This is a genomic window from Pseudomonas chaetocerotis (assembly GCF_015712105.2).
Classification (GTDB): Bacteria; Pseudomonadota; Gammaproteobacteria; order Pseudomonadales; family Pseudomonadaceae; genus Aquipseudomonas; species Aquipseudomonas chaetocerotis.
Map to the genome: position 1 here is coordinate 24,169 of NZ_JACFYX020000014.1, position 23,058 is coordinate 47,226.

24 protein-coding genes and 1 riboswitch are annotated in these 23,058 nt (G+C 62.6%); of the genes, 13 read left to right on the forward strand and 11 right to left on the reverse strand.

Annotated features, from left to right (window positions below):
• Positions 1-58: 58 nt before the first annotated feature.
• The 4 genes from H3221_RS21400 to mntP all read left to right on the forward strand — a co-directional run bounded on the left by H3221_RS21400 (position 59) and on the right by mntP (position 4,801).
• A complete protein-coding gene (locus tag H3221_RS21400; protein WP_196476798.1) occupies positions 59-2,422 on the forward strand; it encodes a DNA polymerase II in 2,364 nt (787 codons plus the stop codon).
• Positions 2,423-2,631: 209 nt separating this feature from the next.
• Positions 2,632-3,618 (forward strand): TerC family protein, encoded by a 987-nt coding sequence (locus H3221_RS21405; RefSeq protein ID WP_196476797.1) that lies wholly within the window; start codon positions 2,632-2,634, stop codon positions 3,616-3,618.
• 59 nt (positions 3,619-3,677) lie between these two features.
• A complete protein-coding gene (locus H3221_RS21410; protein WP_224490726.1) occupies positions 3,678-3,977 on the forward strand; it encodes a hypothetical protein in 300 nt (99 codons plus the stop codon).
• 76 nt (positions 3,978-4,053) lie between these two features.
• A riboswitch (yybP-ykoY riboswitch) is annotated at positions 4,054-4,226 on the forward strand.
• 5 nt (positions 4,227-4,231) lie between these two features.
• Complete coding sequence (gene mntP, locus H3221_RS21415; protein ID WP_196476796.1) at positions 4,232-4,801, forward strand: manganese efflux pump MntP; 570 nt, start codon at positions 4,232-4,234, stop codon at positions 4,799-4,801.
• Between the two features lie 199 nt (positions 4,802-5,000).
• Here mntP and H3221_RS21420 read toward each other — a convergent pair whose 3' ends face one another.
• Genes H3221_RS21420 through H3221_RS21440 form a run of 5 tightly spaced genes read right to left on the reverse strand, consistent with a single transcriptional unit; the run spans position 5,001 to position 7,300 of the window.
• A complete protein-coding gene (locus H3221_RS21420) occupies positions 5,001-6,128 on the reverse strand; it encodes an NAD(P)/FAD-dependent oxidoreductase (RefSeq protein ID WP_196476795.1) in 1,128 nt (375 codons plus the stop codon).
• 32 nt (positions 6,129-6,160) lie between these two features.
• Positions 6,161-6,415, reverse strand: coding sequence for a cytoplasmic protein (locus H3221_RS21425; protein WP_196476794.1), 255 nt, complete (start codon positions 6,413-6,415; stop codon positions 6,161-6,163).
• Between the two features lie 55 nt (positions 6,416-6,470).
• Positions 6,471-6,749, reverse strand: a complete 279-nt coding sequence (locus H3221_RS21430; protein ID WP_196476793.1) for a Rho-binding antiterminator — start codon at positions 6,747-6,749, stop codon at positions 6,471-6,473.
• A gap of 10 nt (positions 6,750-6,759) precedes the next feature.
• On the reverse strand, positions 6,760-7,014 hold the full coding sequence (locus H3221_RS21435; RefSeq protein ID WP_017675261.1) for a DUF2024 family protein: 255 nt from the start codon (positions 7,012-7,014) through the stop codon (positions 6,760-6,762).
• Between the two features lie 55 nt (positions 7,015-7,069).
• The gene (locus H3221_RS21440) at positions 7,070-7,300 is read right to left on the reverse strand and encodes a thioredoxin family protein (RefSeq protein WP_192984650.1); all 231 of its coding nucleotides are present in this window, start codon (positions 7,298-7,300) and stop codon (positions 7,070-7,072) included.
• 117 nt (positions 7,301-7,417) lie between these two features.
• Here H3221_RS21440 and H3221_RS21445 point away from each other — a divergent pair, with 117 nt between their 5' ends.
• From H3221_RS21445 to H3221_RS21455, 3 genes are all read left to right on the forward strand, one after another.
• Entirely contained in the window at positions 7,418-7,984 is a 567-nt protein-coding gene (locus tag H3221_RS21445) for a MarR family winged helix-turn-helix transcriptional regulator (RefSeq protein ID WP_196476792.1), read from the forward strand.
• Positions 7,981-8,676 (forward strand): MOSC domain-containing protein, encoded by a 696-nt coding sequence (locus tag H3221_RS21450; RefSeq protein WP_196476791.1) that lies wholly within the window; start codon positions 7,981-7,983, stop codon positions 8,674-8,676. The genes H3221_RS21445 and H3221_RS21450 overlap by 4 nt, the downstream gene beginning before the upstream one ends.
• A gap of 118 nt (positions 8,677-8,794) precedes the next feature.
• The gene (locus tag H3221_RS21455; protein WP_224490729.1) at positions 8,795-9,748 is read left to right on the forward strand and encodes a helix-turn-helix domain-containing protein; all 954 of its coding nucleotides are present in this window, start codon (positions 8,795-8,797) and stop codon (positions 9,746-9,748) included.
• On the opposite strand, the gene H3221_RS21460 is transcribed toward H3221_RS21455, so the two are convergent.
• Positions 9,735-10,118: a helix-turn-helix domain-containing protein gene (locus H3221_RS21460; protein ID WP_196476790.1), complete on the reverse strand. Its 384-nt coding sequence runs from the start codon at positions 10,116-10,118 to the stop codon at positions 9,735-9,737. The two genes, H3221_RS21455 and H3221_RS21460, sit on opposite strands and share 14 nt — an antisense overlap.
• Positions 10,119-10,333: 215 nt before the next feature.
• On the opposite strand from H3221_RS21460, the gene H3221_RS21465 reads away from it, so the two are divergent.
• From H3221_RS21465 to H3221_RS21480, 4 genes are all read left to right on the forward strand, one after another.
• On the forward strand, positions 10,334-11,449 hold the full coding sequence (locus tag H3221_RS21465) for an SMP-30/gluconolactonase/LRE family protein (RefSeq protein ID WP_196476789.1): 1,116 nt from the start codon (positions 10,334-10,336) through the stop codon (positions 11,447-11,449).
• A gap of 145 nt (positions 11,450-11,594) precedes the next feature.
• On the forward strand, positions 11,595-12,419 hold the full coding sequence (locus H3221_RS21470; RefSeq protein WP_196476817.1) for an alpha/beta fold hydrolase: 825 nt from the start codon (positions 11,595-11,597) through the stop codon (positions 12,417-12,419).
• Between the two features lie 32 nt (positions 12,420-12,451).
• Positions 12,452-13,018: a cysteine hydrolase family protein gene (locus H3221_RS21475; RefSeq protein WP_196476788.1), complete on the forward strand. Its 567-nt coding sequence runs from the start codon at positions 12,452-12,454 to the stop codon at positions 13,016-13,018.
• A 29-nt stretch (positions 13,019-13,047) separates the two neighbouring features.
• A complete protein-coding gene (locus H3221_RS21480) occupies positions 13,048-13,461 on the forward strand; it encodes a hypothetical protein (RefSeq protein WP_224490731.1) in 414 nt (137 codons plus the stop codon).
• 63 nt (positions 13,462-13,524) lie between these two features.
• Here H3221_RS21480 and rhlB read toward each other — a convergent pair whose 3' ends face one another.
• The 5 genes from rhlB to H3221_RS21505 form a co-directional block, all read right to left on the reverse strand.
• On the reverse strand, positions 13,525-14,973 hold the full coding sequence (gene rhlB, locus H3221_RS21485) for an ATP-dependent RNA helicase RhlB (RefSeq protein WP_196476787.1): 1,449 nt from the start codon (positions 14,971-14,973) through the stop codon (positions 13,525-13,527).
• Between the two features lie 110 nt (positions 14,974-15,083).
• Positions 15,084-16,247 (reverse strand): dipeptidase, encoded by a 1,164-nt coding sequence (locus tag H3221_RS21490; protein ID WP_196476786.1) that lies wholly within the window; start codon positions 16,245-16,247, stop codon positions 15,084-15,086.
• A 309-nt stretch (positions 16,248-16,556) separates the two neighbouring features.
• Positions 16,557-17,495, reverse strand: coding sequence for a GGDEF domain-containing protein (locus H3221_RS21495; RefSeq protein WP_196476785.1), 939 nt, complete (start codon positions 17,493-17,495; stop codon positions 16,557-16,559).
• A gap of 189 nt (positions 17,496-17,684) precedes the next feature.
• Positions 17,685-19,586 carry an acyl-CoA synthetase gene (locus H3221_RS21500; RefSeq protein ID WP_196476784.1) on the reverse strand — a complete coding sequence of 634 codons (1,902 nt, stop codon included), beginning with the start codon at positions 19,584-19,586 and terminating at the stop codon, positions 17,685-17,687.
• 23 nt (positions 19,587-19,609) lie between these two features.
• The gene (locus H3221_RS21505) at positions 19,610-20,269 is read right to left on the reverse strand and encodes an alpha/beta hydrolase (RefSeq protein WP_196476783.1); all 660 of its coding nucleotides are present in this window, start codon (positions 20,267-20,269) and stop codon (positions 19,610-19,612) included.
• Between the two features lie 477 nt (positions 20,270-20,746).
• On the opposite strand from H3221_RS21505, the gene H3221_RS21510 reads away from it, so the two are divergent.
• Positions 20,747-21,775: an amino acid ABC transporter substrate-binding protein gene (locus H3221_RS21510; protein ID WP_017675245.1), complete on the forward strand. Its 1,029-nt coding sequence runs from the start codon at positions 20,747-20,749 to the stop codon at positions 21,773-21,775.
• A 97-nt stretch (positions 21,776-21,872) separates the two neighbouring features.
• On the forward strand, positions 21,873-23,057 hold the full coding sequence (locus H3221_RS21515) for an amino acid ABC transporter permease (RefSeq protein WP_196476782.1): 1,185 nt from the start codon (positions 21,873-21,875) through the stop codon (positions 23,055-23,057).
• The last annotated feature ends 1 nt before the right edge of the window (position 23,058 follow it).

The following is a 23,058-nucleotide window of genomic DNA, read 5'->3' on the forward strand; positions in this document are numbered from 1 at the left end:
CTAAAGCCGCTCCTACAGGCTGCCCATGATCTGCCGTGCACCCCGTGACCCAATCCCAATGACGCAACCCCAGCAAGGCTTCGTGCTCAGCCGCCATTGGCGCGACACGCCGGAGGGCACCGAGGTGGCCTTCTGGCTGGCCACCGATGCCGGCCCACGCCAGATACGCCTGCCGTGCCAGGAGTCGGTGGCTTTCATCCCTGTCGAGCAGCGCGCCTGGGCCGAATCACTGCTGCGCACCGAGCCGGGTGTCGAGCTACGCGAGCTCGCATTGCGCGACTTCAAGCATCGCCCGGTGCTGGGATTGTACTGCCGCCAGTACCGCCAGTTGCTGCAGTTGGAGAAGAAGCTGCGCCAGGTCGGCGTGGACGTTTACGAGGCCGATATCCGTCCGCCGGATCGCTATCTGATGGAGCGCTTTATCACCGCCAGCGTGCTGTTCGACGGTATCGAGCAGGAGGACGGCAGCCTGCTCTGCAGGTCGCTCAAGCCTGCTGCCGATTACCGTCCGGCGCTGCGCCTTGTGTCGCTGGATATCGAGACCAGCGCCCGTGGTGAGCTGTATTCCATTGCCCTGGAAGGTTGCGGCCAGCGTCAGGTGTACATGCTCGGCCCGGCCAACGGTGACGCCAGCATCCTCGACTTCGACCTGGAGTACTGCGACAGCCGCAAGGTGCTGCTCGAAAGGCTGAATGACTGGCTGCAGCGGCACGATCCGGACGCCATCATCGGCTGGAACCTGGTGCAGTTCGACCTGCGCGTGTTGCGCGATCACGCTGAGCAACTCAAGGTGCCACTGATTCTGGGGCGTGGCGGTGACGTGATGGGCTGGCGCCAGCACAACAGCAGCCAGCACTACTTCGCCGAGGCGGCCGGGCGGCTGATCATCGATGGTATCGAGGCATTGCGCTCGGCCACCTGGAGCTTCCCCTCGTTCAGCCTGGAGTCGGTGGCGCAGACCCTGCTCGGCGAGGGCAAGGCCATCGACACGCCCTATGCGCGGATGGACGAGATCCAGCGCATGTTCGACGAGGACAAGCCGGCGCTGGCCCGGTACAACCTCAAGGACTGCGAGCTGGTCACGCGCATCTTCGCTCACACCGATCTGCTTGCCTTCCTGCTGGAACGCTCCAGCGTCACCGGCCTGGCGGCCGACCGCAGTGGCGGTTCGGTGGCCGCCTTCACCCACCTGTACCTGCCGCCCATGCATCGCCTGGGTTTCGTCGCGCCGAACCTCGGCGACATTCGCGGCGAAAACAGCCCTGGCGGCTTCGTCATGGATTCGCGCCCCGGTCTCTACGACTCGGTGCTGGTACTGGACTACAAGAGCCTGTATCCGTCGATCATCCGCAGCTTTTTGATCGATCCGCTGGGCCTGGTCGAAGGCTTGCACCAGCCGGATGACGAACACTCGGTGGAGGGCTTTCGCGGCGCGCGCTTCTCGCGTACCCGGCATTGTCTGCCGGCCATCGTCGAGCGTGTCTGGCAGGGGCGAGAGGTGGCCAAGCGTGACGGCAATGCAGCCTTGTCACAGGCTCTGAAGATCATCATGAACGCGTTCTACGGCGTGCTCGGCTCCAGCGGCTGCCGCTTCTTCGATCCGCGTCTGGCTTCGTCGATCACCCTGCGTGGGCACCAGATCATGAAGCGCACGCGCGAACTGATCGAAGCCGAGGGGCATGCGGTGATCTATGGCGATACCGATTCCACCTTCGTCTGGCTCGGGAGTGCGCATGGCGAGGAAGATGCCGCGCGGATCGGTCGTGGGTTGGTGAGCAAGGTCAACGCCTGGTGGCGCGAGCATCTGCAGCAGGCATACGGCCTGACCAGCGCGCTGGAGTTGCAGTACGAAACCCACTATCGACGCTTTCTCATGCCCACCATCCGCGGCACCGAAGAGGGCAGCAAGAAGCGCTACGCCGGCCTGGTGCGCGCCGCCGATGGCAGCGAGCGCATGGTATTCAAGGGGTTGGAGACGGTACGCACCGACTGGTCGCCGCTGGCCCAGCGCTTCCAGCAGGAGCTGTACCGTCTGGTGTTCGCCGGTCAGGCCTACGAGGACTACGTGCGCGACTACGTCAAACGCACCCTGGCGGGCGAGCTGGACGAGCTACTGGTCTACCGCAAGCGCCTGCGTCGGCGCCTCGATGACTATCAGCGCAACGTACCGCCACACGTGCGTGCTGCGCGCCTGGCCGACGAGCACAACCAGCATCTTGGCAGGCCCTTGCAGTACCAGCGCGGCGGCTGGATCAGCTACCTGATCACCACGGGCGGGCCGCAACCGCTGGAGCGTCTGCTGGCGCCAGTGGACTACGAGCACTACATCAGCCGCCAGTTGAAGCCTGTGGCTGATGCCATCCTGCCGTTCGTTGGCGGCGAGTTCGAGCGGCTGGTGGATGGGCAGCTCGGGTTATTCTGAAACCTTCGGATATGTTCAGTGAAGCAGCGAACCCTTTAGACGGCAGCAGGCTCTGTGGCGTCGTAGAGCCGGAAATACTTTGCAAAAGTCGTCTCGTTGAGCAGCGTTCGCGGCCTGAGTATCGTTGCGCCCGTGATACCGGGCCCCTCTGGCGGTTAACCCCGCGATGTCGGATCACAGTCTGTTCAATCTGACTGTAGGAGGGGCTCATGACCGCCCTGGAACCGTTTCTCTTCGCCGACTTCCTCGGCACGGCCACCTGGTTGTGGCTGGTCTTCATTGCTGTCGTCATCTCCCTGCTGGCCTTCGACCTTGGTGTGCTGCATCGCGATAACCGCGAGATCGGCGTGCGCGAAAGCCTATTGTTGTCGGCCGGCTACATCACCGCAGGTCTGCTGTTCGGCGTCTGGGTGTTCTTCCAGAAGGGCGGCGACGCCAGCATGGATTACCTCACCGGCTTTCTGATCGAGAAATCGCTGTCGATGGACAACGTGTTTCTCATGGCCATGATCTTCAGCTTTCTCGCCATTCCACGGCAGTACCAGCACAAGGTACTGTTCTGGGGAATCATGGGCGTGCTGGTACTGCGGGCGATCATGATCGGCCTGGGCGCCGCGCTGATCCACGAGTTCGCCTGGATCCTCTACGTGTTCGGCGCCTTCCTGTTCTTCACCGGCGTGAAGATGCTGTTCTCCAAGCTCGACGATGCGCCTGATCTGCAGAACAACGTGCTGGTGAAGTTCCTGCGCAAGCACCTGCGTGTGACCGAGAATCTGCATGGCCAGCGCTTCTTCGTCCGTCAGGACGATGGCAAGGGCCGCAGCGTGCTGTGGGTAACGCCGCTGTTCCTGGCGCTGATCCTGATCGAGTGCGCGGACCTGGTGTTCGCTATCGACAGCGTGCCGGCGATTTTCGCCATCACTCAGGATCCGTTCATCGTCTACACCTCGAACATCTTCGCCATCCTCGGCCTGCGTGCCTTGTATTTCGCCCTGGCCGCGCTGATCCACCGCTTCGCCTACCTCAAGTACGCGCTGGCGCTGGTGCTGGTGTTCATCGGCGCGAAGATCTTCCTGGTCGGCATCATCGGCAAGATTCCGGCGGCGGTGTCCCTGAGCGTGACCCTGGGCCTGCTGATCGGTGGTGTGCTGCTGTCGCTGTACAAGACTCGCGGTCAGCCGCCCGCGCAGATCTGATCACAGACTCTAGCCCGGCTATGCACGATGTCTGGCCAGGCTTTCGCAACTGGAGAACCATGATGCACAAACACTGGAAAAACCGACTTGCACCTGTCGCACTGGGCTTGGCGTTGATGGCTCTGGTCGGCTGCGATGCGGCCGAACAGTCCGCGCAGAAACTCGCTGAGGAGGCGAAGAAGGAAGCGCAGGCGCTGATCAACGACTCGGTCGGCGAAGTGGTCGATGAGGTCAACCGCCAGGTGGACTCTCTGCAGGAGTCCACCAATCGCGCCTTGGGCAAGGACGAGAAGGAGCAAGACGCCGAGGCGCAGCAGGAGGAGTCCGAGAAACCCCTAGAGCAGGGTGTGGAAACCTGATTTCTGGCTGGCGGCATCGGCTACTGCTGAGCAATTTGGCGCGCCGCCACTTCCTTCTCGGGGCATATGGGATTACCCTGCGCCCTTCTTTGGGGAGTAGCCTGCCGTCGCGCTAGCGTCGGCGCATTGGTCAACATTCTCGGCAACCTGCCGTGGCCAATGCATCCGCTGGGATTGGTGAGACCAACGACTGTCCTGTGCCTGGTCGGGCGCGCAGTGACTTGTCGTTGACTCATGCCCGGTTGGAGTTTCCCTTGAATCCTCTTTCGCTAGTTCTTCTGTCTTTCGCCATGTCGACGGATGCCTTCGCTGCAGCCATCGGCAAGGGCTCGGGTCTGCATAAACCTCGCTTTGCTGAAGCCCTGCGCGCCGGTGTGATCTTCGGCTGCATTGAGGCCCTCACGCCAATCATCGGTTGGCTGATCGGCCAGGCGGCCAGTCGTTTCGTTCTTGAATGGAATCACTGGATCGCCTTCGTACTGCTGGTCGGACTTGGTCTGCACATGATCCATGCCGGTCTAGGCGCCGATGACGACGCGCCTGAAGACAAACCCTCGCGCCATTCCTTCTGGGTCTTGTTCGTCACTGCCGTGGCCACCAGCATCGACGCGCTGGCCGTTGGCGTGAGCCTGGCTTTCGTCGAAGTGAACATCGTGGTCGCAGCAATTTGTATCGGTCTGGCCACCACCCTGATGGTGACATTGGGCATGTTGCTAGGGCGTATGCTGGGGCAACTGGTCGGCAAGCGTGCCGAGATCGTCGGTGGCGTTGTGTTGGTGCTCGTCGGCGCGACGATACTCTACGAACACTTTGCGAGTCTGTAACCAAGGATCTGCCCCAGCGTGCGCTGAAAACGTACTGCCGGCTGCTGCCGCGCCGGACCCTGCTGCCCGGCGGTCCTGCCGTAGCAGAATGGCCGCTACCTGATCGCTGAGGGCGGGATCGGGGGTGGAGTCGAGTGTGCCGAGAGCGGCAGGTGCCCGCAAAAACCGAGGCCGCTGGTGGCTAGACTCTGCCAACTGCTCAGCCCAGCAGACGCCGCGGGCTGAGTATCGCCTCGTCAAGGCCGGCTTTTACCAGGTGTTCCGGCAGCGACTGCCGGCGGATCAGCGCCGCACAGGCCTGGCCCATGGCTGCGCTGGTCTGGATGCCATAGCCGCCCTGTGCTGCTACCCAGAAGAAGTCATCGGCGTGAGTGTCGAAGCCGCCGACCAGATCGCCGTCGGCGACGAAGCTGCGCAGGCCGGCCCAGGTGTGCGCCGGGCGGCGAATCTGCAGGGTGGTGTGTGCCTCGATCTGATGGATGCCCAGTGCGATATCGAGCTCTTCCGGTTGCACGTCATGCGGCACCACCGGGTCGGCATTGGCGGGTGAGCCCAACAGCAGGCCGGCATCGGGTTTGAAATAGAAGGACTCATCCAGGCTTACCAACGCCGGCCAGGCCTGGCAGTCGACACCCGGCGCACCGTCAAAGGTGAAGGCCGCACGGCGTTTGGGCTGCAGGCCGATGCCGGGCAGCCCGGCCAGGTGCGCGATCTGATCGCACCAGGCACCGGCGGCATTGATCAGCACGGTCGCGTAGTAGCTTTGCCCGGCGCAATCCACCTGCCAGCCGCCAGCCTGGCGGGTGATCGTCAGCACGTCGCGGTTGCAGTGAATCTCACCACCTTGCTGGCGGATGCCACGCAGGTAACCCTGGTGCAGCGCTGCAGTATCGATATCGGCGGCGCTGGGGTCGAACAGTGCGCCATGCACGCGCTCACGGCGCAGCACAGGCACCAGCGCGCAGGCCTCGTCAGCGCCGAGCAGGCGAGCCTCGGTGACATGCTCGCGGGCTTGCGCGTACTGGCGCTGCAACTCGGCGGCGTCACCGCTGAAATCCACCACCAGCTCGCCGCGCGGCGTCAGCAAGGGATGTTCGGCGAAACCGGCTGGCGGTGCGTCATAAAAGGCGCGGCTCGCGGCCGTCAGCGCGCGGACCTGCGGCGTGCCGTAGGCCACGGTGTACAGTGCGGCCGAGCGGCCGGTGGCGTGATAACCGGGCTGCGCTTCACGCTCGAGCAGGAGCGTCCTGCCGTGGCGGGCGAGAAAATAGCCGGTCGAAGCGCCGGCAATGCCGGCGCCGATAATCAGGTAATCGCAATGCTGCATGCCGCGTCTATCCAATCCGCAAGGTGATTTCGTCAGGGGGCGCTGTCCAGGTACTGCTCGAGAGGTTCAGAGACGAACAGTGGCTCCCGGCTGATCATGCGCACGCCGTCAGGGCCACTTTCCAGTAGGCGCCGTTCGCTGTGCGCCACGAGCAGGTCGAGACTGTACCCTGACTCGCTCAGGCTGGCAGAGATTTTCCGGATGGCCTGCAGTGCCGCAGGCAGATCGGACTCGAAGTGCCCAAGCAACTGATCGTCATGGCGGATGGTGAGTCGGAAGATGGGCATGGGTGATTAATCCTCGGATGGCAATGCGACCTGGTTTCAGGCAGACGAGAGGCACTCAGACGGCGCAGTAACTGTCAGCCAGCACGATCCGGCCGAAGCTGGCGCCGGTGTTGAGCGGGGTGATGGCCTGCAACCGATCCAGGCGCAGCTCCTGCTGGCCGGTGTCGCCTTGCACCACCAGAAATTCTTCCTTGCTGGCTGTCGTGCGCGTGGTCAGCGCCCTGGCCTCGACGCTCGGACCTTCGAGTCGTTCGATCAGCAAGCGATAGCCATGCATGCAGGCAATTTCCAGGTAGTCGTGCAGAGCGCAGTTCAAGGGACGATACGCGTTCATGGAGTGTCTCCTAGCAGCCTTGCAGAGGAATGATGAAATAGCCTTTGCTGCTGATGGCCGCAGCGACTTCGGGGTGTGCGGGCTCGCTGTGGCAGAACTGGCAGCGGCTTTGTTCGATATCGTCGCCTTGCAGGCCACGTTCGGCCATCCAGTCCTGGGCGAACTGGTTGGCTCGCCCCTGGTCGTTACCCTCGATCAGTACATCGAAGTGCAAGTAGCGGCCGTCACGCGTGCGTACGTGGGTATCGAAAACATTCACCTTCATATCGTTTCTCCTCACTGGGGAGCGAGACGCCGCAGGGCGTCTCGCACGCTCTGGATTACTTCAGGTCGTCGATGGAAGCGCCGAAGTTCAGGTGTAGTACCTGGCCTTCGACCACCAGTGCGGGGACCGACTTGACCCCGGCCTGTTCGGCTTCCGCCACTCGGGTGGCCTGTTCGCCGAGGTGAACGATCTCCACCTTCACCTCCGGAGCCAGCAGGTTCAACAAGGTCTGTTCGGCCGATACGCAGACGGGGCAACCGGCGTGATAGAAGCGTGCTTGAGTCATGGTCAATCTCCTGTTTGTTAATTTGGTATCGAATCGATACTGAATCACAGGCTACGCTCAAATCGATCTTTGTCAATATGGTATTTAGTCGATACTATGTTTCGAAAGGAGTGATACATGACCGACACGACTCTCTTCGATCTGCTCGAAAGACTTTCCAGCCTGACCCGTATCTGGTTTCGCCAGCACCCGCTGCTGGCCGAGTTGCAGCCCATCCAGCTCAGTGCGCTGATGTACCTGGCGCGCTGCAACCACTATTCGAATACACCGCTGGGGGTGACCGATTACCTCGGTCTGACCAAGGGCACGGTGTCGCAGTCGCTCAAGGCGCTGGAAGGCAAGGGGCTGATCATCAAGACGCAGGACGCACGCGATAAGCGCAGCGTGCACCTGGCGCTCACCGATCCGGCCTGGGCGCTGCTGCAGACGCTGCTGCCGCCGGATTTCCTTGCTGCCGGCGAAGAGCGCCTGGGCGCACGTGGCGGGCAGTTGAAAACCCTGCTGACCGACCTTCTGCGGGAAATTCAGCGCGACACCGATGTGCCGGGCTTCGGTCTCTGTGGTAGCTGCCGCTTTCACCAGAAGGTCGATGGCCAGCCGTTCTGCGGCCTGACTCAGGAGCCGCTGCAGTCAAGTGATGCCAAATTGATCTGCCGCGAACATCAACCCCCGGAGGCCGCATGAACAGCCTGCAACTCGACGCATTGCTGACCGGCCGTGCCCTGCCTTTCACCCGGCCTGGCTCGCGCAGCGGCATTGCCAAGGCGCCACGCCAGGAAGCACTGGCGGTGACCACGCAGGGGCTGGCCGGAGACGAGCAGGGCGACCTGCGGGTGCATGGCGGCGTGGAAAAGGCCATCCACCACTATCCGCGCGAACACTATGCCGCCTGGCTGGCCGAGTTGGGCGAGCATCCACTGCTGACGCAGCCCGGTGCTTTCGGCGAAAACTTCAGCACCACGGGTTGGACCGAGGATGACGTCTGTCTGGGCGACCTCATACGTGCGGGGTCGGCCCTGCTGCAGGTTTCCCAGGGGCGCATGCCGTGCTGGAAACTGAGTGATCGCTTCGGCGTTGCCAACCTGGCGCTAAGGGTGCAGCAGTCCGGCCGTACCGGTTGGTATTACCGGGTTCTGCAGGAAGGCGTCGTTGGCGTGGGAGACCGGCTGCAGGTGGTGGAGCGCATTCATGCCGATTGGCCGCTCAGCCGTCTTTCTGCGGTGTTGTTCGACAAGCGCGTGGAGCCCGAGCTGTTGCGTGAATGCCTGGCCCTGCCGCTGGTGCCGTCCTGGCGCAGAACCCTGGAGCGACGCCTGGAAAAAGCCGAGGTCGAGGACTGGGCGCCTCGGCTGCAAGGTACAGACGTCATCGGGTAGCGAGCGAAATGCGCAGATGACTGGAACGGCAAACGGATGCGAATGCTTCTACACTGGTTTCTCTTGTTGATTCCAGGTGGTTCTATACCAAGCGCCTAGCGTTTGCTGTGGGGGCAAGATGAGCAGGTTGATCTGCGCCGACTTCGATGAGTTCGAGGAGGCCTTGTACGGGGTAGAGGGCCGTTATCTGCTGCGTTCACGGCAGCAGCGCGACTGGCGTTTACGTGTCGTCGAGCTCGATGGCGTGGCGCTGATGTTCGGTCGCGAGGGGGCGGGCACGGTCTACAGTGGCGTCGGTCTGCCGGGCTTCTTCAATATCTTCCTGCCGCTGAGCCGGCACGAATGCACGGTACTGGGCGGCAAGCGCCTCGACCGTCGATTGATCGGCTGGATGGTGCCTGAAGCCATGTTCCACATCGATGCCAGCCAGCCAGCGAGCTGGATGACGGTGGCCATGTCATGCGAGCTGGTACTGCGCTGGGCGCAGCAGCATGAAGACGAGTTCGATCTGTCGATTCTTTCCCGCAACCTGGTCTGCGCGGCTCAACAGGATCTGGCGCCGCTGATATGGCTGGCGCTACGTCTGTTACGCATCGACCACTGTGCGCCGCAGGACCTGCATGTTCCGGCGGCCGAGCGCGCAGCACAGGCAGAGTTGATGGCGCTGGTGTTTCGCAGCCTGTTGCCGGTGATGCCGGCTCCGCGAAATCACGCCGGGCATCAGCAGATTCTCCGCCGTGCCCTGGAGCTGCTGGAGGTGACACCGGATGCGCCGCTGCATATGTCCGATCTGTGTCAGGCGTGCTGCACCTCGGAGCGCACATTACGCAATCTGTTCACCCGCTACCTGGGCATGAGTCCGCACCGCTATCTCATGCAGCATCGTCTTCATGCGATCCGCCGGGCAATTGTGCATGCGCAAGCCAATGAGACCATCACTGATATCTGTGCCCGTTTCGGGGTCTGGGATTTCGGTCGCTTCGCAGGTTTGTACCGGCTCTATTTCGGTGAGTTGCCGTCGCAATCACTGCGCAGTCGCCGCGTGCTCGCCGGGCCGCTCAACCCGCGTTGAGCGGTCGCTGCAAGGTGGTACTGGGATACTCGCCGAAAACTCCGTAGTACTCCGCGGCCATACGTCCGCAGTCGGTATAACCGAAACGCTGTGCAACCGCCGCGACGCTGCTCTGTTGCCCATCGGCTATGGCCAGTGCGGCGCGCAGCAGGTGCAGGCGTCGCAGGCGCAGATAACGTGCCGGCGCCATACCCAGCGTATGCACGAAGGCGCTGCGCAAGGTCCGCTCACTGACGCCCACCATTCGACATAGCTCGGTCAGACGTGGCGTGCGCCCACCGGCCAGCGGCAGCAGCTCCAGCACCTGCTGCAGCAATTGTTCATGGGCGGCCTGGCGGGCGCGCTGGCGTGGCGTCATTCGCGGTTGCATGGCGGCGTCCTGGCCGGAGGGGAGCCCTCAGGCTGCACGCGTGCAAAGGTGGTCGCTACGTAAAACAGGCAAATCGCCGGGCATTGAGATTTGCCGATTTTACGTAGCGAACGACCATTCACTACGGCGAGCATCGACTCAACGCTCGCCAGTCGCCGTTCGAGCTGACGAGCCTTCAGAAGCGTTCGATGTGGGTCGACGCGAGGGGAGGCTATATGAGTTCGTCGACGTGCAGCTTGGGCATATGCCTGGTGCTGGCCGGTGCGTTTGCCGCCAGCCAGGCACAGTCTTTCGGGCCTCAGGTGCTCGAGGTCGAGCCATTCGTCGAGTTGCCGTCAGGGGTGCGCTACCCCGAAGGCCTGGCAACCAACCCACGCAACGGCGAAATCTACGTTGGCACGTTCGATATGCGCCAGCCCACCTCCGAGCGCAATAATCAACTGCTTCGCTACGCAGCCGATGGCGGCCTGCTGGCGCAGCGATCATTCGCCGGCATGCCGCTGACCGGGTTGGGCTATGCCGACGGCCAGCTCTATATCCTCAATTTCGGTGCCGGCAAGCTGCAACGCATCCTGGCCGATTTCACTGCGGACACCCCGGTGGAGGATGTGCTCGATTTCCCCCGGCTCGTTCCGCCAGCCCCGGCGGCTCGCATGGTGGACAACCCGGACGGTAGCCAGGATCGGATCGAGTTCGCTGCCAGTGGCATGCCTGCTCCCAACGGCCTGGTATTCGCTGGTAATGGTGATCTTTATGTGTCCGACTCCTTCCAGGGCGCACTGTATCGAATCGCCGACGCCACGCACTGCAAACCCTGTTCGCTTGAAGTGCTGTCGCGTGATCCGCTCCTCGCGACGGCGGGCTTTCTGCCCTTTGGCGTCAATGGACTAGCCCTCGATGATGGCGAGCGCCATCTCTATATCAACAACGCGGGTGATGGCCGCCTGCTGCGAATGCCGCTGCCTGGTGGCAAGTTGCAGGTGGTGGCTGAAAGCTTGCCCGGAGCCGATGGTTTGCTGTTTCACGACGGTCTGCTGTGGCTGCTGGCCAATCAGGTCGACCAGCTTTTGGGGCTCGATGAACAGGGGCTGATCCGTATACGTGCCGGTGGTTTCCGGGGCCTCAGCGCCAGCGGAGCCCCATTGGGCTTGCTGTTCCCTGCCAGCAGCGTGGTGCAGGGCGACTGGATGGTGATCAGCAATCTGGCGTTGCCATTGACCCCCGCCGAAGGCGACGAGTGGGAAGAGCAGGTGCGTACCTGGAATCTGGTGCGGCTTCGTCTGCCGCGATCTTCGGCCGAGGGAGGGGCAAATCATGCCGCAAACCCCTGAACAACCTTTGAATAACGGACGTCGCCAATTGCTGCTCGGCTCTGCCGCGCTGGCAACGGTGATGTTGTTACCCCTGGGCGGTTGCGTGCGGGGCGCAGGCCCCGGTACCGCCCATCCGCAAACCGAGAATGGAGGGCGTAGAACCATGGGCACCATCACCACACGCGACGGGACACAGATCTACTACAAGGACTGGGGCAGCGGCCCGGCCGTGGTGCTCAGCCATGGCTGGCCACTGAACTCCGATAGCTGGGAGGCGCAGATGATGTTCCTGGCCAGCAACGGCTATCGGGTGATCGCTCATGACCGGCGTGGTCATGGACGCTCCAGCCAGCCCTGGAATGGCAACGAGATGAACACCTACGCCGATGATCTGGCTGCACTGCTCGATCACCTGGATGTGCGTGGCGCTTCGCTGTTCGGTTTTTCCACTGGTGGTGGCGAGGTGGCGCGCTACATCGGCCGGCATGGTACCGCCCGGGTGGCCAAGGCGGGGCTGATCGCCGCTGTTCCGCCGTTGATGGTGCAGACCGAGGCCAATCCGGGTGGTCTGCCACTCTCGGTATTCGATGGCATCCGCGCAGCATCGCTCGCCGATCGCTCGCAGCTGTACCGCGACGTCGCCAGTGGGCCGTTCTTTGGCTACAACCGCCCTGGTGCCAAACCCTCGCAGGGAGTGATCGACGCGTTCTGGATGCAGGGCATGATGGCGGGTCACAAGAATGCCTATGACTGCATCAAGGCTTTCTCCGAAACCGACTTCAGCGACGACCTGAAGAAGTTCGATGTACCGACGCTGATCCTGCATGGCGATGACGACCAGATCGTGCCCGTGGACGCCGCTGCCAGAGCTTCGGCCAAGTTGGTGCCACACGCCAAGCTGGTCATCTACCCCGGCGCGCCTCACGGCATCACCGATACCCACAAGGAACAACTGGGCGCGGACATGCTGGCCTTCCTGCGTAGCTGATCGACCATCAATATCATTTCGAGGACTGACCCATGAGTAGCCAGACAGCCCTGATCGTCGTGGATATCCAGAACGACTACTTCCCTGGCGGCCTATGGACGCTGAGCAAGGTCGAGGCCGCCGCCGCGAAGGCGGCGCAGGTGATCGCCGCCTTTCGTGAGCGCGGCGATCTGGTGGTGCACATCCGTCATGAGTTCACCAGCGCCGATGCGCCGTTCTTTCGACCCGGCAGCGAGGGCGCGCATATCCATCCCAGCGTGATCAATCAGGGCGACGAGCCGGTGGTGCTCAAGCATTACATCAATTCGTTTCGCGAAACCGAACTCAAGGCGGTACTCGATAGGCACGCTATCGACGCCGTGGTGATCGTCGGCAACATGAGTCATATGTGCGTTGATGGCATCACCCGAGCCACGGTGGATTTCGGCTACGACACCACGGTGCTGCATGACGCCTGTGCCACGCTCGATCTGCAATTCAACGGTGTAAAGGTGCCGGCCGAGCACGTGCATGCGGCATTCATGGCGGCGCTCAGCTTCGGCTACGCGCCCGTGATTTCCACTGCTGAATATCTTGCCAAAGGCCAGGGACGCTTATGAGCACGGTGACGCCAAGTGCGTGACTGGTCATGCTGGCAAGCCCGGCCTGGGCCCACGGCCCGGAAGGCATCCACAGCGAAGGCGGGCAGGTCGAGGCGACTTTCGATCTGGTGCATACCCGGGTGTTCAAGGAGGGCCGCGATCTGGTCTTCGAGCAACTGGTCGATGGTCAGGCCGGTAGTCGTCTGCCCACCGCCAAAGGCAGTTTTGCCGGTGCCGAGGTCTATAGTTACGTCTGGCCGACGAGTCTGGACAGCGGTTCGGTGAGGTTCGAACAGGAGTCGGGCATTCTTGCCCCGGCGCTGACCTCGCCCCCTGATTTTGACGACACCCCCGCAGCTCGATGGGCGACGCATCCGCAGAGATCAAACGGCGCCATACCGGCCATTGCAGCAAGGCTGATACCGCCTATGGTGAGGAGGCAGGGCGCTGGTTTTGGGTGACTGACGCTCAGGCATGAAAAAGGCGAAGCCTCGCGGCTTCGCCTTGGTTCTACTTGCGCTGGCTCAGTGCTTGCGCGGCACCGGCTTGAGCAGTTCGTCCGGCGGCATTTCGCACTGGATCTTGCGGCCGATCAGTGCCTCGATCGGCGGCAGGGCGAAGGCATCGTCTTCGCCAGCGAAGCTGATCGAGGTGCCGCTGGTGCCGGCGCGGCCGGTACGACCGATGCGGTGCACGTAGTCGTCCGGGTCTTCCGGCAGGGTGAAGTTGATCACGTGGCTGATGGCATCGACGTGGATGCCGCGACCGGCGACGTCGGTGGCGACCATGACGCGGATCTTGCCTTCGCGGAAGCCTTCCAGGGCGCGGATACGCTTGTGCTGGGGAATGTCGCCGGACATCTGCACGGCGCTGATGCCGTCGCGGGTCAGGCGCTCTTCGATGCGCCGTACTTCGTCCTTGCGGTTGGCGAAGACCATGACTCGCGTCCAGTCGTTCTGGCTGATCAGGTTGTACAGCAGCTTGTACTTGTCAGCCGATGCTACGGCATACACGTGCTGCTCGACGGTATCGCTGGCGACGTTCTCCGGCTCGATCTCGACAATGGCCGGGTTGACCGTCCATTGCTTGGCCAGGTTCATCACGTCGTCGGTGAAGGTGGCGGAGAACAGCAGGGTCTGGCGGTCACCTTTCATAGGCGTCTGGCGAATGATCTGGCGCACCTGCGGGATGAAGCCCATGTCGAGCATGCGGTCGGCTTCGTCCAGCACCATCACCTCGACCATGTCCAGGTGCACTTCGCCGCGCTGGTTGAAGTCCAGCAGGCGGCCCGGCGTGGCCACGAGGATGTCGCAGAAGCGCGATTCCAGCTGCTTGAGCTGCTTGTCGAAGTCCATACCGCCTACGAACTGCATGACATTCAGGCCGGTGTACTTGGTCAGCTCGGCAGCGTCCTTGGCGATCTGCACCACCAGTTCGCGGGTCGGCGCGATGATCAGCGCGCGTGGCTCGCCCATGTAGCGCTCTTTCGGCGGTGGGGTTTGCAGCAACTGAGTGATGATCGAGATCAGGAAGGCTGCGGTCTTGCCGGTGCCGGTCTGGGCGCGGCCAATGGCGTCCTGGCCCTTGAGGGTGTAGCCCAGTACGCCGGCCTGGATCGGCGTGCAGTAGGGGAAACCCAGGTCATGAATGGCGTGCATCAGCTCGGGGGCAAGCTTGAAGTCATGGAAGCGCGTCTTGCCTTCGGCAGGCTCGACCACGAAGTCTTCCAGCTTCCAGGTATCCACCGGTTTGGCTGGGCGCTCGCGGCGCGGCTTGTCAGCCTTTGGCGGGCGGGGCTGTTGCTGCGCCGGGCTATCGCCTGCGGTCTCTCTGGTGGTGCGGGCGGGCTTGTTCTTGCGGGTACGCTTCTGCTCTGCGTCACCGCTCTGGGCGGGCGCTGTTACGGGTGACGGCGCTGGTTGTGGCTGCTCGTCTTCGGCTTTGCCGAACATTTTCTTGAGTGCTTTGAGCACGGGCTTCTCATCGACTGGTTAAGGAGTGAACGCCCGCCAGTGTAATGCAAGACGCGGGCGTGGCGAAGTGCTTCGCTCGCGTCTGTCAAGAGGACCGTGCGCTCAGGGCCTCATTTCTCCGGCAGGCTGGCCAGCAGCAGGCGCTGTACATTGCCGCCCATGATCGCGGCAATGGCGTCATTGTCGAAGCCGGCGGTTTGCAGTCCCTCGGTAATTTGCGCCAGGCCGGTGACGTCGAACGGCGTATGCACGGTGCCGTTGAAGTCCGAGCCCAGGGCGACGTGCTCGACGCCGACCTTGTCCGCCGTATAGCGGATGGCTTTGACGATGGCGGCGACCGAGGTGTCGCAAACGGCGGTACTCCAGTAGCCAATACCGATCACCCCGCCCGTGGCGGCGATGGCTTGCAGGTGCTTGTCGCTGAGATTGCGCGTGCCGGGGCAGGTGCCCTCGACGCCGGTGTGCGAGACCAGCACCGGGCGCGTGGCCATGGCCAGTACATCGTCGATCAGCGGGCGCGAGGCGTGGGCCAGGTCGACCAGCATGGATTTTTCTTCCAGGCGCGCGATCACCTGGCGCCCCAGCGGCGTCAGCCCGCCTTTTGCCAGGCCGTGGGCCGAACCGCCCACTTCGTTATCGAAGAAGTGGGTCAGGCCGGCGATACGAAAGCCTGCATCATAGAGCGTATCGACGTTCTCCAGCTGGTTCTCGATGGGCTGCAGGCCTTCGGTGGCGAGCAGACCTGCCACACGCTGCGGGTCTCTGTCCCAGGCCTCGATGAAACGGGCCAGGTCTGCGCGGCTGCGAATCAGCACCAGGCGACCTTCGCTGGCGTGCGCCGCATCCTGCAGCTTCTGTGCCTGGTACAGCGCGCGCTGCAGCAGGCTGTTCCAGGTTTCCCGTGGCCAGCGCTGGGCCATGGCCAGCAGGGTGATATTGTCGCTGTCGGCGGCGTTGCTCTCCATGTTCAGCCCGCGTGGCGTCTTGGTCACGGTGGAGAACACCTGCAGACCGAGGCGGCCTTCGAGCATGCGCGGCAGATCGGAGTGACCATAGTCGTAGCGTCCCAGCAGATCGCGCTCCCAGAGCAGGGCGTCGTCGTGCAGGTCGGCGATGAACAGTCCCTGGTGCAGCTTCTGCGCACCGGCGCTGACTGGATAGGGTGGCGGGCTGGCGACGCTGTTCATCTGCGCGTCGATGACCCGGGGCAAGCCCAGTACGGCGAGGGCGGTGAGGGGGATCAGTAGAAGCAGGGTGATCAGCAGTTTGCGCATGAGTAGCCATCCAGGCATGTTGTTATGCCGGGCACTCTAGCAGGCTGTTAAAAAACTACCTACGTTGCCATTGCCGCGTTAAAAACAGGCTCGTGCACGAGTCCGAGCTAGGCGCCCCCATCAAAATGCTCATTTACAACTCGTAAAGTCGAGCGCGACTCCGACCGTTTTTCGCCTGTTTTTGCGGGGCCGCTATCGGTATTGCACGGGCTGCCTCGCCTACGTTTTTTAACGGCCTGCTAGCAGGGGCGCGTTGCTCGCGCCTTGCCCTGCGGTAGGGTGCGCCGTGCGCACCAAGGCGATCAAGGCTCAGCCGCAGAGGCAGTTACGACCCTGTTGCTTGGCCTGGTACAGCGCCGTATCGGCACGTGCAATAAGGCTTTGCAGGCTGTCCTGATGGCGCATCTGCGCGAGGCCGATGGAAATGGTGACGCCGGGCAGCACGCCGACCGGCGAGTAGAAGGAGGCGATCTGCTCCAGGCTGATACGCAGGCGCTCACCGATACCACGTGCAGCCTCATCGGCGATCTCCGGCAGAAGAATGACGAACTCCTCGCCACCGAAACGTATCAGGCTGTCCTTGGCCCTCAGCTGGCTGCTCAGGGTATGCGCCACCAGGCACAGGGCGTAGTCGCCGGCCAGGTGGCCGTGCTGGTCGTTGTAGGCCTTGAAGTGGTCGACATCGAGCATCAGCAGCGACATCGGTTGATCGTTGAAGGCGCAGCGGGTGCTCTCGCGCTCGAACACGTGCTCCAGCCAGCGCCGGTTGAAGCAACCGGTGAGGGTGTCGACGTTGGCGTTCTGCTCACTGTCGAGAATCTGCCGGTTGCCTTGGCGTACGCGATCACAGAGCAGCTCCAGCAGGTTCTGCATCATCTGAGGGGATTGCTGGAACAGCGCCACCAGGGACTCGCGATGCAGGCGCAGGACGATGGAGGGGCGCTCGGCCACCACGTAGGCGGAGGGATGTTCGTTGTCGATGAAGCTGATTTCACCGGCGCAGTCGCCGACTTCGAGGGTGCTGACGGCCTGGTTGTCCAGTGATCCCAGGTAGACGCGCAACTGGCCCTCGATCAGCAGATAGAGGTGCTGGTTGCGATTGAAGGGGGAGAGCAGCACTTCGCCGGCTTCCAGCTCGCAGGCGCGAAATTCCCGCAGCAACTGGTCCAGGCTGCTGGTGGCGACATTATGAAATAGTCGCAACTGTTGAACTTGCTGCAGGTCTGCCTGCCAGTGCGCCGCTTTCATTACAATCTCGTCGGGCCTGACCGGGCGAAAAGCCCGAGGCACCATCAACGCTCCCTGTCGTGTCTACGAATAGCGTTCGACATTATTCCCGGGGTTCAGGCGTGGCAATGCTTGCCTGAAGCTCTGCCGACCAGCGGTTGCACGAAAATGCAAAGCTGTTAACTGGTGCGCGTCCTTGCGCGCTCTGGATCACGCTGCGAAGTGGATGCGATGGCCTACCGCGTAGCCGGACAACCGCTCGCCAATGGTGGCAGCCAATGCCTGATCCTGATTCGGCAGGTGGATGTGGGCCAATTGACCGGCCTTGTCATCGCTCAGCACTTCGACCCGAACAGCCGGGTGCAACTCATCGACAGCAGCCTGGTAAACACGGGCGATGGCATCGAAGCGCAGCGCTGGTTTGAAGGTCTTGCCCACCGCAGTGAGCGGAATGGCATCGATGATCCAGGCGTCCTTGGGCACAGCAGCGCGTTCGGGAATATGGGCGGCGGCGTGTTCCAGCAGCTCGACTTCGCTGACCTGCGCGCCTGGCTTGAGCTGCACGTAGACCACCGGCAATTCGCCGGCCTTTTCGTCTGGCTTGCCCACGGCAGCGGCCATGGCGACGGCGGGGTGCTTGTGCAGGGCGTCCTCGATCATCTGCGGGTCGATGTTGTGACCGCCACGGATGATCAGATCCTTGCTGCGCCCGGTCAGCCAGATATAGCCGTCGGCATCGACGCGACCCAGATCGCCAGTGTTGAACCAGTCGCCATCGATCCAGATGCCGGCGTTCTTGCTCGCCTGCAGATAGCCCTTGAACACCGTAGCGCCACGGATGCACAGGTTGCCGATCTCACCCTGCGCTGCATCCCGGATATAGCGTCCCTGCTCGTCGAGTACCTTGATGCGCACTTCGCAGTAGGGCATGGGCAGGCCGATGGAGCCGGGGCGGCGTTCGCCTGCCGGTGGGTTGGCGCAACTGCCGCAGGTGCCCTCGGTCAGGCCGTAGCCTTCGAGCAGAGTCAGGCCGGTCTTGGCCTCGAACTGGCGGATCAGTTCCACCGGCATCGGCGCGGCGCCGCACAGGGCGTATTTCAGCGAGGACAGGTCATGACCCTCGCTGGGAATCTGCAGTAGGCCGGCATAGATAGTGGGAACACCGCTGAAGAAGCTGACCTTGTGGCGCGCGATCACCTTCCAGAAGTTGCTGATCAGTGTGGTGTTGCGATAACCCTGCGGTGTGGCCAGCAGCACTTCCGCGCCGCCGATGAACGCCGTAAGCCCGGTGACGATCACGCCGTTGACGTGGAACAGCGGCAGGCCGCAAAGCGTCACATCGCCGACGCCAAAGCGGGTCACTAGGTTCATGCTGTAGGCCATCGCCACTTCGTTGCCGTGGCTGTGCGGCGCCAGTTTCGGCGTACCGGTGGTACCGCCGGTGTGGAAGTAGCTGGCGATGTCGTCGGCGGCAATCACACGGCCGCTTTCCAGGTGGTCGGCGGGGCAGGCGGCGATGGTTTCATCGAAATCCAGAACGCCCTCAGGCAAAGGGCCGCGCTGGGCCTTGATCGCGCTGCGTTGTGGCTCGGGCAACAAATTTGCCATGTCCACGCAGAGAATCGCTTTCAGCTCTGGCAACTGATCACGCAGGGCATCGACCTTGTCCCACAGGTCGGTGCCCGGGAAGGGCGCCAGGGTCACCAGCAGCTCGGAGTCCGACGCGTGGATCAGCTCGGCGATATGCTCGGGATCGAGCAGCGGGTTGATCGCATTGACGATGCCGGCCGCCTCGCCACCCCAGATGGTGTAGTGGGTCTGCGGCAGGTTGGGCAGCAGGAAGGACACCGCCTTGCCAGGACGCAGGCCCAGGCGGTGGAAGGCGTTGGCGGTCTGGGTGATCTTGCCGAGCAGTTCGGCGTAGGTCAGGCGCAGCGGGGTTTCCTCTCCGGTACCCTGGGCAATGAACGACAGCGCCGCTGCCTCGGGATGGGACTGCGCCGTGCGGCGAATCAGCTCGAAGGTGCTGCTGGGCAGGTCGCGATCACTCAGCGGGGTGCGCTCGATCCGTTCAATATCCTGCAGTGTGCGAATGAGGGGCGCTGTGCTCATTTATCGTGCATCTCTCGGGTCGGTCAGTCGACCAGCAATTGGCCCAACCATTGGGCGATATCGCGAATCTCTTCCGGCAGCACCTCGTGCGCCATCGGATAGTCGCGCCATTGCACCGGCACCCCACAGGCGTGCAGGCGGTCATGCGCGGCACGCCCCATATCGGGTGTCACCACATCGTCGAATCTGCCATGCAAACAAAGCACCGGCAGTTGTCTTTTTGTATCCGCCAGCGGCATGTCGTCGCTAAACGTCGGGGCATAGGTCGAGAGTGCCAGTACCCCGCCGAGGACCTCTGGATAGCGTACAAAGGCTGTGTGCAGCACCACCGCACCGCCCTGGGAGAATCCCGCCAGGACGATGCGTTCAGGGGCGATGGCGCTTTCGCGCTCGGCTTCGATCAGGGCGATCACCTGGTCGGCGGACGCCTCCAGTTGCGCCTGGTCGATGGCACGTGCCGGACTCATGGCGAGGATGTCGTACCAGCTCGGCATGCTCCAGCCGCCGTTGATGGTAACCGGGCGGGTTGGCGCCTGCGGCAGGATGAAACGTGTGCTAGGCAGGCGCTCCTGCAGCATCTCGGCGACCGGCAGGAAATCGTAGCGGTCAGCCCCCAGCCCATGCAGCCAGATCACGCTGGCATCGGCGGATTGTGGGGGCTGCAAAATCATGGGTGCGGTCATTGGTAGCTCCAGTGTGGTGCGGGCGCCTTAATTTGGGGCGGCGACCTGTTCAAGGCTTGGCTAATCTGTGAATAAGTTGTCGCACGGGTGAATCTTTTGCCCTTGACCCTCTCATATCCGGCCATTTGCCATGTGCTGGTACGGGGCTTGCTAAGTCTCACTCGAACTGACGACGCGGTGCGCTAACGGTAACACTGTGCCATTGCGCACCGCTCAACAGGCAGGAATCTGCTGTGTGGGGTTCCTAATAGACCGTCGGGGCGGTTGATCGCCCAGATGGATGACGATCCGTCTCTGGCCCGTTCAATCAATGGGCTGGGTGGGGGCAGTTGGCCAGCAGAGGGTAAAGCCGACTAGACTCCTGCCTGACGTTCGAACTTCTCGTCGATACCGTTGCTGCCAGCGGATCGCGTGCCTCAAAAGGGTGGGGAAGGCGGACGGAGACTCCAACACAACAAGAGCAACTGGAGGTTTTTGATGAAGATGGTGAAATCCACCCTGGCTGTGCTGACCACCGCAGCTGTGCTCGGTGTCAGTGGCTTTGCTCAGGCAGGCGCCACCCTGGATGCAGTGCAGAAGAAAGGCTTCGTGCAGTGCGGTATCAGTGACGGTCTGCCTGGCTTCTCCTATGCCGATGAAAAAGGTAACTACCTGGGTCTCGACGTTGACGTCTGCCGTGCCGTCGCAGCTGCGGTTTTCGGCGACGCGACCAAGGTCAAGTACAGCCCGCTGACCGCCAAGGAGCGCTTCACCGCGCTGCAGTCCGGCGAAGTCGACATCCTGTCGCGTAACACCACCTGGACCAGCTCGCGCGACGCCGCACTGGGTCTGAACTTCACTGGCACCAACTACTACGACGGCCAGGGCTTTCTGGTGAACAAGAAGTTGGGCGTTTCCAGCGCCAAGGAACTGGACGGAGCTACCGTCTGCATCCAGGCCGGTACCACCACTGAGCTGAATCTCTCCGACTACTTCCGTGCCAACGGCATGAAGTACACCCCCATCACCTACGATACCTCCGACGAGAGCGCCAAGTCGGTCGAAGCCGGCCGTTGCGACGTGCTGACCTCCGACCAGTCGCAGCTGTATGCACAGCGCATCAAGCTGGCCAACCCGGACGACTATGTCGTGCTGCCGGAAGTCATCTCCAAGGAGCCTCTGGGCCCGGTCGTGCGTCAGGGTGACGAAGAGTGGTTCGACATCGTGCGCTGGACCCTGTTCGCCATGGTCAACGCCGAAGAATTGGGTGTGACCTCGGCCAACGTCGAAGCAACTGCCAAAGACACCAAGAACCCGGACGTAGCACGCCTGCTGGGTACTGAAGGCGAGTTCGGCAAAGACCTCAAGCTGCCGAAGGACTGGGCAGTACAGATCGTCAAGCAAGTCGGTAACTACGGTGAGTCCTTCGACCGTAACGTCGGTGCCGGCAGCGAGCTGAAGATCGAGCGTGGCCTCAATGCCCTGTGGAACAAGGGTGGTCTGCAGTACGCACCGCCAGTGCGTTGACCGTCCACAGCGGCAGGCCTACGGCCTGCCGCTGTCGTTTCCGATTACGTGAACTCCGGCCGGCTTGCGTGCGGCCGGGGCTTCCATGAGGGTTGTCATGCACACGACTGCTAATGCCCCGCGCCCGCGAGGATCGCTTCTGAACGATCCGCAGGTGCGCGCTTGGGCTTTCCAGATCATTGCCGTTATCGCCGTTGTGGCGCTCGGCTGGTTTCTCTTCCAGAACACCCAGGCCAACCTGGAGAAGCGCGGGATCATTTCCGGCTTCGCATTTCTCAATAACAGCGCTGGCTTCGGTATCGCCCAGCACCTGATCGACTACACGGAAAGCGACAGCTACAGTCGTGTGTTCCTGGTCGGCTTACTCAATACCCTGCTGGTGTCCTTCATCGGTATTGTGCTGGCCTCGATCCTCGGCTTTCTGCTGGGTGTGGCGCGGCTATCGCCCAACTGGCTGATCAGCAAGCTGGCCACCGTTTACATCGAGATTTTCCGCAACATTCCGCCGCTGCTGCAGATCCTCTTCTGGTACTTCGCGGTATTTCTCGCCCTGCCTGGCCCTCGGCAGAGCCTGGGTGTTGGTGAGGCGTTCTTCCTCAACAGTCGCGGTCTGTACATGCCGGCGCCTGGCCCTTCGGAGAGTTTCGGGCTGTTCGCGGTGGTCCTGCTGGCAACTATCGTCGGCATCATCGCTCTGGGACGCTGGGCCAAGAAGCGCCGCGAGGCCACTGGCCAGATCTTCCCGCTGCTGTGGACCTCGCTAGCGCTGATCGTGGTGCTTCCCGGTCTTACTGTGCTGATAGGCGGCAACCCGCTGGTGTGGAGCGTGCCGGAGTTGACCGGTTTCAACTTCCGTGGCGGCTGGGTGATGATCCCCGAGCTGATGGCGCTGACCTTGGCGCTGACCATCTACACCGCAGCCTTCATCGCCGAGAACGTTCGCTCCGGGATCATGGCGGTCAGTCATGGTCAGACCGAAGCGGCACGCTCGCTTGGGTTGCGCCCGGGCGTCACCCTGCGCCTGGTGATCATCCCGCAGGCACTGCGCGTGATCATTCCGCCGCTGACCAGTCAGTACCTCAACCTGGCGAAGAACTCGTCCCTGGCCGCCGGTATCGGCTACCCGGACATGGTTTCACTGTTCGCCGGCACCGTGCTCAACCAGACCGGCCAGGCCATCGAGGTGATCGCCATCACCATGAGCGTGTATCTGGCCATCAGTATCAGCATTTCTCTGCTGATGAACTGGTACAACAAGCGCATCGCGCTGACTGAGCGGTAAG

What these genes read in the sequence shown, in the direction of transcription:
- H3221_RS21480 (WP_224490731.1), top strand. Translation starts at nt 13,048, where the DNA reads ATGCTGGCAAGCCCGGCCTGGGCCCACGGCCCGGAAGGCATCCACAGC.
- H3221_RS21470 (WP_196476817.1), top strand. Translation starts at nt 11,595, where the DNA reads ATGGGCACCATCACCACACGCGACGGGACACAGATCTACTACAAGGAC.
- H3221_RS21410 (WP_224490726.1), top strand. Translation starts at nt 3,678, where the DNA reads ATGATGCACAAACACTGGAAAAACCGACTTGCACCTGTCGCACTGGGC.
- H3221_RS21490 (WP_196476786.1), bottom strand. Translation starts at nt 16,247, where the DNA reads ATGCGCAAACTGCTGATCACCCTGCTTCTACTGATCCCCCTCACCGCC.
- H3221_RS21405 (WP_196476797.1), top strand. Translation starts at nt 2,632, where the DNA reads ATGACCGCCCTGGAACCGTTTCTCTTCGCCGACTTCCTCGGCACGGCC.
- H3221_RS21420 (WP_196476795.1), bottom strand. Translation starts at nt 6,128, where the DNA reads ATGCAGCATTGCGATTACCTGATTATCGGCGCCGGCATTGCCGGCGCT.
- H3221_RS21440 (WP_192984650.1), bottom strand. Translation starts at nt 7,300, where the DNA reads ATGACTCAAGCACGCTTCTATCACGCCGGTTGCCCCGTCTGCGTATCG.
- H3221_RS21450 (WP_196476791.1), top strand. Translation starts at nt 7,981, where the DNA reads ATGAACAGCCTGCAACTCGACGCATTGCTGACCGGCCGTGCCCTGCCT.
- H3221_RS21455 (WP_224490729.1), top strand. Translation starts at nt 8,795, where the DNA reads ATGAGCAGGTTGATCTGCGCCGACTTCGATGAGTTCGAGGAGGCCTTG.
- H3221_RS21465 (WP_196476789.1), top strand. Translation starts at nt 10,334, where the DNA reads ATGAGTTCGTCGACGTGCAGCTTGGGCATATGCCTGGTGCTGGCCGGT.
- H3221_RS21430 (WP_196476793.1), bottom strand. Translation starts at nt 6,749, where the DNA reads ATGAACGCGTATCGTCCCTTGAACTGCGCTCTGCACGACTACCTGGAA.
- H3221_RS21460 (WP_196476790.1), bottom strand. Translation starts at nt 10,118, where the DNA reads ATGCAACCGCGAATGACGCCACGCCAGCGCGCCCGCCAGGCCGCCCAT.
- H3221_RS21510 (WP_017675245.1), top strand. Translation starts at nt 20,747, where the DNA reads ATGAAGATGGTGAAATCCACCCTGGCTGTGCTGACCACCGCAGCTGTG.
- H3221_RS21425 (WP_196476794.1), bottom strand. Translation starts at nt 6,415, where the DNA reads ATGCCCATCTTCCGACTCACCATCCGCCATGACGATCAGTTGCTTGGG.
- H3221_RS21475 (WP_196476788.1), top strand. Translation starts at nt 12,452, where the DNA reads ATGAGTAGCCAGACAGCCCTGATCGTCGTGGATATCCAGAACGACTAC.
- H3221_RS21515 (WP_196476782.1), top strand. Translation starts at nt 21,873, where the DNA reads ATGCACACGACTGCTAATGCCCCGCGCCCGCGAGGATCGCTTCTGAAC.
- H3221_RS21400 (WP_196476798.1), top strand. Translation starts at nt 59, where the DNA reads ATGACGCAACCCCAGCAAGGCTTCGTGCTCAGCCGCCATTGGCGCGAC.
- H3221_RS21505 (WP_196476783.1), bottom strand. Translation starts at nt 20,269, where the DNA reads ATGACCGCACCCATGATTTTGCAGCCCCCACAATCCGCCGATGCCAGC.
- H3221_RS21500 (WP_196476784.1), bottom strand. Translation starts at nt 19,586, where the DNA reads ATGAGCACAGCGCCCCTCATTCGCACACTGCAGGATATTGAACGGATC.
- H3221_RS21495 (WP_196476785.1), bottom strand. Translation starts at nt 17,495, where the DNA reads ATGAAAGCGGCGCACTGGCAGGCAGACCTGCAGCAAGTTCAACAGTTG.
- H3221_RS21445 (WP_196476792.1), top strand. Translation starts at nt 7,418, where the DNA reads ATGACCGACACGACTCTCTTCGATCTGCTCGAAAGACTTTCCAGCCTG.
- H3221_RS21435 (WP_017675261.1), bottom strand. Translation starts at nt 7,014, where the DNA reads ATGAAGGTGAATGTTTTCGATACCCACGTACGCACGCGTGACGGCCGC.